The sequence below is a fragment of the Falsihalocynthiibacter sp. CO-5D18 genome (assembly GCF_041205445.1).
Classification (GTDB): Bacteria; Pseudomonadota; Alphaproteobacteria; order Rhodobacterales; family Rhodobacteraceae; genus Falsihalocynthiibacter; species Falsihalocynthiibacter arcticus.
The window spans coordinates 51,584-64,086 of sequence record NZ_JBGFCF010000001.1; the positions used below are offsets into that span (position 1 = coordinate 51,584).

A 12,503-nucleotide genomic window follows, 5' to 3' on the forward strand; every position below is an offset into this window, starting at 1 on the left:
ACATGACGCAACAGACCTTCAAAACCGAGGGCGCAAAGATCACAGCCTATTTGGACGGACCGCTTTGGGAGGGCGTCCCCGCCGCAACGGTTGGCGGGTTTAGCTGCACATCCGTTGACGCAGGGGCGGAGGTTCTTGCGCAAGCCTTGGCCTATATTCGCGCCAGCGGGCCGCGGCGGGTTTTGGGGCCAATGGAGCGCGATACGTGGCATAGTTATCGCGCTGTCACGCAATCAGATGACAGTCCCGCGTTTTTGCTAGAACCCGCAGCACAACCTCTGGTGCTTGAGGTGTTGCAGGCGACGGGTTTCACGGAAATCAGCAGCTATTTTTCGGCCCGCGTCCCGCTTTCACAAACCGCGCAAACGCCCCCCCCAACGACTGAAGATTTCACGATTGAAGCTTGGAACGGCAAAAATCCCGAAGGGTTGTTTGAACAGGTTTTTGCCCTATCTACCCAAGCCTTTGCGAAAAATGCGTTCTACAAACCCATAACCCACGAGGCGTTCATGGCGATGTATATGCCCATCGTACCATTGCTGAAACAAGAGCTGATCTTCTTTGCCCGTAGGCCGGATCAATCTTTGGCTGGCTTCCTATTTGGCACCCCGAATTACGCAGAAGGGCCAAACCCAACCAGCGCTATTCTTAAGACCTATGCCAGCCTATCGAAAGGCGCGGGCCAACATCTGGCTTATGCTTTTCATACTGCGGCGAAGAAGGCCGGATACACAAGCGCGATCCACGCCTTGATCCACGATGACAACTTGTCTGCATTGCGCAGCGCTACTGAAGGGGCGGATATCTTTCGACGCTATGGTTTGTTTGGGCTGAAGTTGGATGACTAACCTCCTTGATGATTTTGCCGCTGCGGTTGCCAAACATCCTGACAGGATTGCAATCATAGACGGCAAAGGGCGCGAAGTAACATTCGCTCAACTCAAGGAGCGCGCCGACGGTTTTGCGCGCGCATGGCATGCACGCGGGATTCGTCGGGGCGATAAAGTCCTGTTGGCGATGTCGGTTGACGCCGACCTCTACGCCGCACTTGCCGCTCTTTGGGCCCTTGGGGCGACCGCGGTTTTACCCGAACCTGCGATGGGTCTTGCGGGATTGCGCCATGCGGCACGCGCCACAAATATCAGCGCATTTTGCAGCTCTGGACTGTATGGGCTTTTGAAATGGGTCATACCCGCCTTATGGGCGCGGCGTCATCTAAGGCCACATGGTATCAAGGGGGCGGATTTCGACCTCCACACGCCCGATGACTCGGATATCGCGCTCATCTCATTTACGTCAGGAACCACGGGCGCGCCAAAAGCTATTCCCCGCAGCCACGCGTTTTTGTCAGCGCAACATCGGGCCATCGCCCCTTTGCTGCAAAGCGCTCAGGTGGAGCGTGATCTCGTTGCGTTTCCTGTTTTTGTGCTGATCAATATAGCAAGTGGGCGGACGTCCATTTTGCCCAATTGGAAAATGTCCCACCTTGATCAACTGACTCCAGAGCAACTTGCCGCTTGGATCACAAGCCAAAACATAACGCGAGCCCTGCTGCCGCCGTCGCTTTGCGAAAAACTGACCAAGGCGGGTATTCCGGATTCGCTACACACTGTCTTTACGGGGGGTGGGCCCGTCTTTCCCGATGCTCTGGATCGTCTGACTACGTCGAAACCCGATCTGAAAATTGTCTGCGTTTATGGTTCGACCGAAGCGGAGCCCATCGCTCATCTTGACGCCGCCGACATCTCCTCCGATGATCGTTCTGCGATGGCCAAGGGACGCGGACTTCTGGTGGGGCGTCCCGTAGAGGACATTCGCCTGCGCATAAGAGATTATGAGATTCAAGTCGCAGGCGCCCACGTCAACAGTGGCTACCTAGACCCCCGCCAAAATGTGGAAAACAAGGTTCAAGAAGGAGATACCATCTGGCATCGCACCGGAGACGCGGGGTATTTGGATGAACAGGGGCGTCTTTGGCTCTTGGGGCGGATGGGCTCGCAAGTTTTCCTAGCGGGCCGCGCGACTTTTCCATTCTCGGTTGAGGTCGCGGTGCGCCAATGGGACGGCGTGAACCAATGCGCGCTCATGTCCATGGAAAACGAAAGCTACCTCGTGATTGAGGGGGATCCGCGCCATGAAACGATTTGGCAAAAACGGGCCACAGAGTTCGATATTGATCGAGTTGTACGGGTCGCCAAGATGCCGATGGACAAACGACACGCCTCCAAGATTGATCGATACGCACTGCAGAAAATGATCGCCTCCTGACAATGTGCACGGCCGCCCTACATACCTATCCTACTTTAAATTGTGGCCGTTTCCTTGTGTCTAAGAGAAAAGATTTGCGCCGAGAAAATCCATCTTTCGCTCTCGTCGGATGTGAAGGCTGCCCACCGTCCACGCATCTGTTTTCAAAGGCCTCACTTAGCCGATCGCAGCGAGTTCCTTTGATGCAAAGTCGTAAGGTTGCTCGCCTAGCGTGGCGCCAGTTCGATGCGGACTAATGGGCCGTGTCATTGTCCTTGTCGTGCCTCGTTCGAATTTGTTGCACAGTACCTCCATCGTCTTTCCAACGGTCGATAGGAACCTCGCGCGTCGAGGACGATGTCTCTATTGCGAAATGGTTTTTGGGTTCAAATAAATGTGGGAAGAGCTCTTCAAAGTCAGCTTTACAAATCATCATTGGTTTGTCCCTTTCAGGTTGATTTTCTCTTTCATTTTCGTTCGGATGGGGTGCGTCCTTTAAGTACAAGGGCGCGCCCTTTTTGGTCTGCTTCTCATTACGCAGCTTGCCGCAAAGTGTTTTGATCTTCCACACGCGCGATTTGCTTTGGCGCAAATGGAACCATGCCGAGTTCACGTTCTTCAATGCCATCAACGACGCGCTCAATGTCGTAGCGGAAAATGCCGATATCTCTGAGCAGGCGGTCATCCATTGCCTGCAATACCGCGATCATTTTGCGCCGCTTCCAGCTTCGGATGGCCGAACGCAACCAACGCCGCAAGACCCCGCCCCGAACGGGTGCCCTGTGAGGGTGTACGACCGCTGCGTTCATACGATGTGTTAAGTGATTCCGGTTCAATATATAGGGATGCATGTCATCCTCCAAGTATAAGGTTGCTGAAGCCATGACGCCGAATTTTGCCGCACCCAAATTTCAGACAACGGTTATTCGCGATTTGAAATTGGACTGTGCAAAGACGGGCGTCTTCGAAATAAGATCAAAGTGATCTGTATGAACCCCGAGGCGGAAAGCGGCACAAATGGCGCGCCCCCCTCGGGGTTATCAGCGGTTCGGTTGTTTACCTGCAAAAAGCAGGAACCTCATATCAACGTTATACATCATTACTCTAATATGGGGGGCCTGACCGAGCGCTTCAAGACGGATGGGGGCGGAGATTATCTTTTTAAGCAGGCATGTTTGCTTCTGGGCCATTTGGGTCACAAGACGCTTAAGACGCCAATTTTTTCCGTCAGGATTGACTATTGAGGCGTCGATACATAGCTATAGAGGTATGTTGGAACACGCAGATCATTATCGATTTCTACTGCTGAACCGCCCGTAACCCTGGGCGGTCAGGGTGCGTTCGCGCCTTCCATACCTTCCGGGGTCTCCTCACATTCCTAAAACGTGAACGCGGCGAAATCTCGCCCGAGGAGGTGGTATGAAAAGTCTCGTCCAAGCCGAACAGTCCAGTAATCAATGCCACTCTATTTTGCGGGCCCTCCGGAATATTCCGTCTCCTTTGCCCGAGGCGGATTATCAGAAACGACAAGCGCACCTTGAAGATTGCGCACGTGCCATGCGCTTGAGTTCGCAACTGCCTATGTCCTGGCGAATAAGTTGATGAACACGCGGCCTTTAGCCGATGTCTATTTCTCTGATTTGGTGATCGTCGTCACACATTCGGCCTAGGCCATCACATAATTTACAAAAGGAGTATCCCTTATGTCACTCACCGTCCAACCCCTAAAAAGAGCGACCAAAGCTAACCCAAGAGTCATCATTAATGCAGAAGAGCTTGCGCATTTGGAAGGCCTCGCTGACGGCATAATGAAGCGTAATCCGGCATTGGCTGACCGCATGCTCGAAGAGCTTTCCCGCGCGCGCATTGTGGCTCCCGCAAAGGTGCCTAAAAATGTCGTGACCATGGGCAGTACCGTGAGGTATCGCGACGAAATGACGGGCCAAGAAAAAACGGTGACGCTGGTATATCCGGAAAACGCCGATATCGCACAGCTTCGGGTCTCGGTGATGACGCCAATCGGTGTCGCCCTATTGGGACTGGCAGAAGGCGCAAGCTTTTATTGGGATACCCGAGATAATCAGCGCCGTATGTTGACGATTATCACGGTCGAGCAACCTGCGGCGATAAATTAAACATTGCGTATTGAGGGTAAGGCGCCTTGAGTGGTTCGTACCAATTACCTGACCATTACATGAGTATAATATGCCGATGCGCATCCCTAACGAGAAGGCTGCGCATCTACACACAAGGTAACAGCAGATACGGCGCTGGAAACAGCCGACGCTGCCAACGAAAGGGTTTGCTATGAAGGTTGTTGTTATGGGCGCGGGCGTCATCGGCGTTACCACTGCGTATTATCTGGCCAAACAAGGTGCCGAGGTCGTGGTGATTGATCGTCAGACAGGTCCGGGGCTGGAGACCAGCTATGCCAACGCGGGCCAGCTAAGCTATGGTATGACTTCGCCTTGGGCCGCTCCTGGCATTCCGATGAAAGCCGTCAAATGGATGTTTATGAAGCGCCGCCCGCTGTTCATCTGGCCATTGATCAGCCCGACCATGTGGAAATGGTGCGTGCAGATGGTCGGCAATTGCAACGAGGAAAGCTATCGCATAAACAAGGGGCGCATGGTGCGTGTCTCTAGCTATTCGCGCGATGTTATGCCCGATTTGATCGCGGAAACTGGAGTCGAATACGATGGTCGCGCGCAGGGCACTTTGCAATTGTTCCGCACAGCCAAACAGATGAAGGGATCCAAGGCCGATCAGGATATTCTGGCGGAATACGGATCGCCCTATGAGGTGCTTGGCCGCGACGCCTGTATCGAGGTAGAGCCTGCTCTGGCCGAGGTGCGCAACAAATTCGTCGGTGGACTGCGCCTGACGGCTGACCGCACTGGCGATTGTCGCATGTTCACGATTGCGCTGACCGAAAAATGCATCGAAATGGGGGTGGAGTTTCAATATGGTCAGGCGATTAAATCCATCGCTGTTGAAGACGGCAAAATTGCTGGCGTGGATACGGAAATCGCGGGGCGCATCACGGGCGACGCTTATGTCTGTGCCATGGGCAGCTATGCTGTGAATGTACTAAATCCGATTGGAATCAAGCTGCCCGTCTATCCGGTCAAGGGGTATTCCGTCACGCTCCCTGTCACCGATGATGCCTTTGCTCCCCAATCCACGATCATGGATGAAACCCACAAGGTCGCGATCACCCGTTTGGGCGACCGCATTCGCGTGGCAGGGCAGGCCGAGATTGCGGGGTATTCCAACCGCCTTGGGCCACACGCCACCGATACGGTGAAACACGTCATCGGTGATTTGTTCCCCAAAGGTGGCGATATTTCGCGTGCCGAAGGATGGACAGGTCTGCGCCCTATGACACCAGATGGCACACCGGTTCTTGGGCCAACCCAATACGATAATTTGTTCCTGAATACTGGCCATGGCACTTTGGGGTGGACGATGGCCTGTGGCTCAAGTCGTGCCGTAGCTGATGTGGTCCTAGGGAAAACGCCCGAGATTTCCATGGAGGGGCTGACTGCGGCGCGTTACGCGCGTTAGGGGGCGCGGGTGCCGCTTAATGTGGATCATCCAATGAGCCGTGAATTGCGAATTGCTCAAGCCCCGCCGCCTGTGCTTCGATCACGCGGTAGCTTTCCCGCACGCCTGCTTCGGTTAGGTCGCGCGCGACGGTGAGCAATGTGTTGGGGTCATGCTCATCGCACAAATCCGTCATCTGTGACAACTCTTCCAGCGCGACATTGCGGGCGGCCTCAAGGGAGGGCGCGCCGTAGATGTCGACGAAATGCTGCGCCAATAAATCGGCCAGCGCGTCGCGTTCGGCGGGTTCTATTTGGGTCACGGCCACGAAACTGACGCGGCCAAAGGTTTCGCACCCCATCCAGCCGTTGGCAAAGGCCTGCCGTGCTTTTCCCGTCAGGTCCGCCTCGGACCAGTTGGAGAATTCAAAGCCGCCTGAAATGCACCATTCGCCGGTACGTGCAGGGTTGTGAAAAACGCGTGTGTCGCTTTCGTCAAAATGGATGGCGCGGGCAAGTTTCATGCGGGCTCCGTAAGCAGATCGGTGAGGGGAAATAGGCGGGTTTCGCCTTCGGTTTTTAACAGGAGGCCAAGGTTTTCATCAATGCCGATGAAAGTTCCGCGATGCTCCGAAATGGTCATGTCGGTATCGAGTCCCTGCGCCAAGCCAAGCCAGTTGCGATGCAGGCGCGCAGGCCCGTCATCGGCCCAAGTGTTTATTTCGACAAGCGTGTGCCGCACCCATGCTTCCAGCAATGTCACAGCATCGACCTCGCCACAGCCCTCCGCGTACAGAGCGGTGGCATCGGGCGTTAGGCCCGTGTCATCAGAAGGCGGCCAAAGATCTAGGGAGATACCGATGACCAACCAGTCGGGGAGCGCGTTAGGATCACGGCTTGATGCCGCGATGCTTAACTTACCGCAAAGGCCGCCGTTCAAATAAATTTCGCCGCCCCATCCCAAATGCACGCCCACTTCTGGCGGGGCCAACGCCCCAAGTGCATTTTGAAATCCAACGCCACATAACGGCAGCATGCAAGCCGCGTCGCGCAGCGGCACTTCGGGGGCAAAAACGATTGCGGCCCGCAGCCGATCATAGGCTAGATCATAGGTGACCAATCCCGCGTCGCACACGTTTGACGCCTCGTCACAAGCCAGCACAAAAGGGCTGGTGCCTTTGGCGTCTAAGCCGGAAAACAGCGGAGGGAACACGGGCGGTGTCATGCGTGGCCAAGTTCTATCAACTGCTGTGCCACGGCGCGAAACCCTGCAGCTTGGGGACTGTCGGGTTTGGAGACGACAATCGGCGCGCCTCCATCTGCGGCCAGTCGGATATCAAGGTGCAGCGGAATTTCGGCCAGCAACGGTACGCCCAGTTTGGCGGCCTCCGCCTTAACGCCGCCATGACCAAAGACATGTTCCTCGTGACCACATTGTGTACAGATATGCGTGGACATGTTCTCGATCATCCCGATGATCGGCGTGCCGAGTTGGTTGAACATATCAATGCCCTTGCGCGCATCCAAAAGCGCCACATCCTGCGGGGTGGACACAATGATCGCCCCGTTAAGTTGTGCTTTTTGGGCCAATGTCATTTGCACATCGCCCGTGCCAGGAGGCAGATCAACGATCAACACATCAAGCGCGCCCCATTGCACCTGCGTCAGCATTTGCTGCAACGCCCCCATCAGCATCGGGCCGCGCCAAACAACGGCCTGGTCTTCATTTGTCATCAGTCCGAGGGACATCATCGTCACGCCGAAATTGCGCATCGGTAGGATCGTTTTGCCATCTGGCGACGAGGGCCGCCCCGACACGCCGAGCATGCGCGGTTGCGATGGGCCATAGACATCGGCATCGAGCAAGCCAACACGCCGCCCTTCCGCCGCCAGCGCACAGGCGAGGTTAGATGCAACTGTGGATTTCCCCACGCCGCCCTTGCCTGAAGCCACGGCAACAATCCGATCTACTCCGGGTATTTTCTGCGGCCCTGCGGGTTCTGCGGGGCGGCTCAATTTAAGGTCGGGAGGCGCGGCAGGTGCGCTGTGGGCCGTCATTACGACAGACAGTTTTTCAACACCGGGCAGGGCTTTAATCTTGGCCTCAGCCTCCTCCTTGACCTTACCATACGTTGCCGCATGGTTGCCGCTGACTTCCAGCACGAACCGAACGGCACCGCCTTCGACGGTTAGCGCCTTGATCAATCCAGCATCAACAAGCGACGCGCCACTGACCGGATCGGTCAATGATTTCAGCGCGGCCAGCACATCCTCGCGAGCGAGTGTCATATCCGGATCAACCCTTGATCGTGCCGGTTACGACGTGTTCTAAATCCACGCCATCAATGGTCAGGACTACGCGCGCCTCGAATTGCTTGCCCTCGGTTCCGCCCGCTTTGCGAAACGCTTCTTCGATGGCCTGTTGCGAGGTCACACCGACCTGCTTGAGAAATTTACGCATGGACATGTTGAGATCTTCGCTCATTTTCGTCTCCTATTCGGATTTAGTGATCTTTGCGTTTTGACAGGTAGTCGTCCGTCGTGCGTACACGTGGGCGTTCTTTGCCCGCAAAGGGATTGTCTTGAGAATGGAATTGGGCTTGAACGCGGCAATTGTCGCACATTTGGATCATTCGCGCGGTCGCGGGATTGGCGAACATTGCGTGGTTTCCAGCAAGTTTTTCCATTATCTTTTCGACGGTGGATTTGACACCAAAAAGGTTGCCGCATTCAACACAGGCGAAAGGCTCTTCCTCGTTCAGCACCACTTGCGCTAGGGCCGTGTCGGTGAGGTTGATTTGCGGTTGCAGGGTGATGGCCTTTTCGGGGCAAACATTGGTGCACAGCCCGCATTGCAAGCAGGCATCCTCCTGAAAACGCAGTTGCGGCATATCGGGGTTGTCGACCAATGCGCCAGAGGGGCACAGTGAAACACAGGCCAAGCAGAGGGTGCAGGCATCCGTGTCGACGATCACCGCGCCGTAAGGTGCGTGCTCGGGCAGGGGGGCGACTTGGACGTCAACCATGAGGGCTTTGGCTGCGAGGCGGGTAATTTGGCGTCGCGACCCTTGGGCAAGGATGGGGTTTTCCACACGTATAGGTGTCGCCGCGCGATCATGAAGTTGCTCGGACAATTCGTCGGGATCGGCAATATCAAGCAGTCGCAGCGAGTCTCCCGCGCCCATGGCCATGGCCAGTTCAGATTGGGCCGCTAGCACGGCGCGGTCGCTTTTTGGAGCAAGCAAAATGTCGACACCCGCAAAGCCGCTGGCCAGAGCGGCAAGCATCTCGGCGTGGCCGAACATGGCAAGGGCGTCGATCTCCATGGGAATGACCTGTGCGGGCAGGCCGTTGCCAAACCGCGCGGCCAATCGGATCATTTCGGCCCCGTGGGCGTCATGTATCAGCAGCACGCCGCCTGTGCCGCCCGCCTTGCGATAGGCCGAAGCCAACGTGCCGACGCGGCGGAAGACGAAATCAACTGGCGGCGTATCATAGCTGATCGCGCCCGAAGGGCAGACCGCAGAACACGCGCCACACCCTGCGCAAATCATTGGGTCGATGCTTACATGCTCTCCCGCCGAGAGGATCGCACCCGTGGGACATACATTTAGACAGTTCGAGCAGGCAGGCTTTTGCGCGCGCGAATGGGCGCAGAGCGAAGTCTCTAGCCGGATATGCAGCGGTTTTTCAAAGGTGCCGATCATATGGCTGGTGGCGAGGATGGCATCGGCCACAGCAGGAAGGCTTGCGGGGTCGGCGCGGACATATCCGTCGCGCTTTTCATGGGCCGAAAACAGCGGGGTGTCGCCCGTTAGGTCGAGAATTAGATCACATTCAGATTGCGCGCCATCGCGCGGTTCTGTCAGTAAAGGGGCGCCACGGCCACCTGGCAAAACCTGTTGGAACCCGTCAATCGAAACGCGGAATTGCCCGAGTGTTCCCTTCGCATGGCGCAATTTCCCAACGTGGGCGTCATAGGTGTCCGTCACGGGCATATCTGAAGCTTCGGCTACTAATACGGTGACTGTCAAAATATCCGCGAGCTTCTCTGCGGCAGCAAACGCAACCTCTGGTGCTCCGATAATCAGGCAGATCCCTTCGGATACAACATCCACCGTTTTAGGGGATGGTTGCGGTAAAAGGGCGTCCGCCACCAATGCCGCCATCTTGGCAGAGGTGTCGCCAAGGTCGGACGTCCAGCCCGCGCGGTCGCGGATATCAACGAACGCGGGAACGGGCGCGTCAAGATCTTCAGCAAGCGCGGCGAAACGGGGGGCTTCTTGCTGGCAGGCAATCACCACGTCTCCGGTTTTGATGGCTTTGGCCGCGAGGTCGAGCTGGGATTGGCAGAGCGATGTATGCATCCGCGAACATTCCAGCCCTGTTGCCGTACTTAAGGCAGATGCATCAATAGTTTGTGTGCCAAGGCAATCACAGATCAGCAGTGTTTTTTTCATTTTGCCCCCCTTAAGCTTGCAACGGTAGATTGGAACGGCAGTGGATGAAAGAGGCTCCGTCACAATTCTGATCCGAATTCTACTTTGGACCCCATAATTGACAGAGAAATCGGACCGAGAAGCGAAACGATGAAGATGCCATCTTTAAATTATTTCAATAATTCAGTATACTGTGGTTAAACAATGATGTTGTCCAGCCAGCGGAGGAGCCAGCTTGTCGTTCGTCTTTCCTAATTCTCAATCTATCCCACTTGGGGTTGTGATCCGCAAATCACCCGGCGTGACCCGCTGGGCGAAGTGGGCATGGCGTGCGGTTGGTGTTTTGCCCGGTGCTGGGCCTGCGGAATGGACGGTTTTGCGCCAAGAGGGGGACGTTACAGAGTTTCATGCGGGGACGGTACCGCTCAATTTATATGTTTCCGATACCGAAGCCTATGTGCACGAATTACAGACCCGCGCGCCGTCTATCTATGTTGTCCTGAGTCCAGATACCACTTTGCCGGATTTACCGTGGAAGGTGATGTTAGCGACCGCTTCGCCTTATGAAGCGCAGGATTATTGCGACTCAGCTGAGGTCCAAGTCGAAAAAATTGTGATGCCAGAGGGTATGTTGGCTTGGGTCGCGGATTTCGTAAATAGCCACCACGAGGAAGAAGCTTTTGTCAAACGCAAGCGTCGAGACTGGCGCGAAGACGAAAAGGAGGATGGTATCGGTGATCCGCGGATTTCGCAGGACAGCGATGTGTATCGCGCGCCTCGGGGTCGCAAGGCAGGGATGAAATGACACGCACACCAACCTTCTGGGGCCAGCGCCGCGCTGCGGTCAAAGCCGAAGAAATCGCCATCGCCGATGCCGAAAAAGCCGCGCAGGAAGCCGCGTATCAGCAAACCCTTGCGGAGAAAAGTGACGAGGAAATTCTGCAAGAGCTGGACCTGCCTGACCCAGAAACGCTGAAGTTGGGCGATGATTTTGCCGCGTTTATGGCGCAGGCCGTACCTGAGCATCTGCGCAAACGTGCCCTGCGCAAGTTGTGGCGGAGCAATCCGGTTTTGGCCTGTGTGGACGGGCTTAATGATTACGATGATGATTATCTGACGGGCAGTTTTGGCAATGCGCCGATCACCACGAGTTATCAAGTGGGCAAAGGCTTACTTTCGCATGTTCTCGAGATGGCGAAGCCGGACGAAGTTGAAGCCTCTGAGCAGACCACCCTCGACAAAGTGGAAATTTTGGCCGAAGATATACAGCAAGAGGATTTGGTGGCTGACGCTGGGACGGATGTTTTGGCGGAAGATGTTGAAGAACCAGAGTTTTCACCACCACGCAGAATGGTTTTTAGTTTCGACGGGAGCGACGCATGACAGCGGTTCAAGCACAAGTCAAAATTGCCGAAGAAGATCGTCTGCGCGCGGACCTTTACAACTATCTCGGCGTTTTGCTTGCTGGGCCACCGGATGAGCTATTGTTGGCGCAAACTGCCGGTTTGACGGGGGATTCCTCACCATTAGGGCAGGCGATCAGTGGCCTTGCACGGGTCGCAAAAGTCACCAAACCCAAATCCGCACTGAGCGAGTATAACGCCCTTTTTATCGGTTTGGGACGGGGCGAACTCTTGCCCTATGCCAGCTACTATATGACCGGATTTCTGAACGAAAAGCCGCTCGCCAATCTGCGCGCTGACATGGCCGCACAGGGAATCACGCGCTCACAGGATACGTTTGAGCCGGAAGACAGCATCGCGTCGTTGATGGAAATGATGGGCGGTATGATCGTTGGGCGCTTTGGCGATGTGGCTCCTTTGGAGCAGCAGAAGGATTTCTTTAACAAACACATTGGTCCATGGGCCACACATTTTTATACGGATCTACAGGGGGCAAAGACATCGGTTCTTTACGCTTCTGTCGGGGCCGTTGGCGCAGAATTCCTGAAAATTGAGCGGGAAGCGTTTAGGATGATGATAGGCTGAACGCCTGTCCCCTCATACGCAACATCGAAGACAACGGGAGAAGGAAACATTTTATGGCTGATACAAAAGCAGAGACAACCCGCCGGAATTTTCTGAAGGTAGCAAGTGCCGCCGTTCCAGGAGTGGTGGCGGTTGCCGCGGGTACCCAAGCAGAGGCTGCAGCTCCTGCGCCGGTCGACCTGTCATCGGACGTGATGCAAGACACAGAACATACGCGTGCTTATCTTGAAAGCACCCGTTTCTAAGACACCTCGCCCCGACTTACTGTGTCAGGGCACCGAAAT

The 12,503-nt window shown here is 55.5% G+C and carries 14 protein-coding genes; 8 read left to right on the forward strand and 6 right to left on the reverse strand.

Annotated features, from left to right (window positions below; genetic code table 11):
• Positions 1-2: 2 nt before the first annotated feature.
• Together AB9F27_RS00205 and AB9F27_RS00210 are read left to right on the forward strand one after the other, a co-directional pair.
• Positions 3-848: a hypothetical protein gene (locus AB9F27_RS00205; protein ID WP_335585982.1), complete on the forward strand. Its 846-nt coding sequence runs from the start codon at positions 3-5 to the stop codon at positions 846-848.
• Positions 841-2,268, forward strand: coding sequence for an AMP-binding protein (locus tag AB9F27_RS00210; RefSeq protein ID WP_335585983.1), 1,428 nt, complete (start codon positions 841-843; stop codon positions 2,266-2,268). Before AB9F27_RS00205 ends, AB9F27_RS00210 begins: the two co-directional genes overlap by 8 nt.
• A gap of 512 nt (positions 2,269-2,780) precedes the next feature.
• On the opposite strand, the gene AB9F27_RS00215 is transcribed toward AB9F27_RS00210, so the two are convergent.
• The gene (locus AB9F27_RS00215; RefSeq protein WP_369757444.1) at positions 2,781-3,098 is read right to left on the reverse strand and encodes a DUF1127 domain-containing protein; all 318 of its coding nucleotides are present in this window, start codon (positions 3,096-3,098) and stop codon (positions 2,781-2,783) included.
• Between the two features lie 852 nt (positions 3,099-3,950).
• Between AB9F27_RS00215 and rnk the strand changes: the two genes are divergently transcribed.
• A complete protein-coding gene (gene rnk, locus AB9F27_RS00220; RefSeq protein ID WP_335585986.1) occupies positions 3,951-4,382 on the forward strand; it encodes a nucleoside diphosphate kinase regulator in 432 nt (143 codons plus the stop codon).
• Positions 4,383-4,554: 172 nt separating this feature from the next.
• Positions 4,555-5,814: a D-amino acid dehydrogenase gene (locus AB9F27_RS00225; protein ID WP_335585987.1), complete on the forward strand. Its 1,260-nt coding sequence runs from the start codon at positions 4,555-4,557 to the stop codon at positions 5,812-5,814.
• Positions 5,815-5,830: 16 nt separating this feature from the next.
• On the opposite strand, the gene AB9F27_RS00230 is transcribed toward AB9F27_RS00225, so the two are convergent.
• Genes AB9F27_RS00230 through AB9F27_RS00250 form a run of 5 tightly spaced genes read right to left on the reverse strand, consistent with a single transcriptional unit; the run spans position 5,831 to position 10,252 of the window.
• Positions 5,831-6,316: a DUF6505 family protein gene (locus AB9F27_RS00230; protein WP_335585988.1), complete on the reverse strand. Its 486-nt coding sequence runs from the start codon at positions 6,314-6,316 to the stop codon at positions 5,831-5,833.
• Positions 6,313-7,017, reverse strand: coding sequence for a DUF4444 domain-containing protein (locus AB9F27_RS00235; protein ID WP_335585989.1), 705 nt, complete (start codon positions 7,015-7,017; stop codon positions 6,313-6,315). Before AB9F27_RS00235 ends, AB9F27_RS00230 begins: the two co-directional genes overlap by 4 nt.
• Complete coding sequence (locus tag AB9F27_RS00240) at positions 7,014-8,081, reverse strand: Mrp/NBP35 family ATP-binding protein (RefSeq protein WP_335585990.1); 1,068 nt, start codon at positions 8,079-8,081, stop codon at positions 7,014-7,016. Before AB9F27_RS00240 ends, AB9F27_RS00235 begins: the two co-directional genes overlap by 4 nt.
• 7 nt (positions 8,082-8,088) lie before the next feature.
• Positions 8,089-8,277 (reverse strand): DUF6494 family protein, encoded by a 189-nt coding sequence (locus AB9F27_RS00245; RefSeq protein ID WP_039003920.1) that lies wholly within the window; start codon positions 8,275-8,277, stop codon positions 8,089-8,091.
• A 19-nt stretch (positions 8,278-8,296) separates the two neighbouring features.
• On the reverse strand, positions 8,297-10,252 hold the full coding sequence (locus AB9F27_RS00250) for a 4Fe-4S binding protein (protein ID WP_335585991.1): 1,956 nt from the start codon (positions 10,250-10,252) through the stop codon (positions 8,297-8,299).
• A gap of 214 nt (positions 10,253-10,466) precedes the next feature.
• On the opposite strand from AB9F27_RS00250, the gene AB9F27_RS00255 reads away from it, so the two are divergent.
• From AB9F27_RS00255 to AB9F27_RS00270, 4 genes are read left to right on the forward strand one after another with little or no spacing between them, the layout of a single operon-like run.
• On the forward strand, positions 10,467-11,036 hold the full coding sequence (locus tag AB9F27_RS00255; RefSeq protein ID WP_335585992.1) for a DUF3305 domain-containing protein: 570 nt from the start codon (positions 10,467-10,469) through the stop codon (positions 11,034-11,036).
• On the forward strand, positions 11,033-11,614 hold the full coding sequence (locus AB9F27_RS00260) for a DUF3306 domain-containing protein (RefSeq protein WP_335585993.1): 582 nt from the start codon (positions 11,033-11,035) through the stop codon (positions 11,612-11,614). Before AB9F27_RS00255 ends, AB9F27_RS00260 begins: the two co-directional genes overlap by 4 nt.
• Positions 11,611-12,219, forward strand: a complete 609-nt coding sequence (locus AB9F27_RS00265) for a molecular chaperone TorD family protein (protein ID WP_335585994.1) — start codon at positions 11,611-11,613, stop codon at positions 12,217-12,219. Before AB9F27_RS00260 ends, AB9F27_RS00265 begins: the two co-directional genes overlap by 4 nt.
• A 53-nt stretch (positions 12,220-12,272) precedes the next feature.
• Entirely contained in the window at positions 12,273-12,464 is a 192-nt protein-coding gene (locus AB9F27_RS00270; RefSeq protein WP_039003916.1) for a twin-arginine translocation signal domain-containing protein, read from the forward strand.
• Positions 12,465-12,503 lie beyond the last annotated feature (39 nt).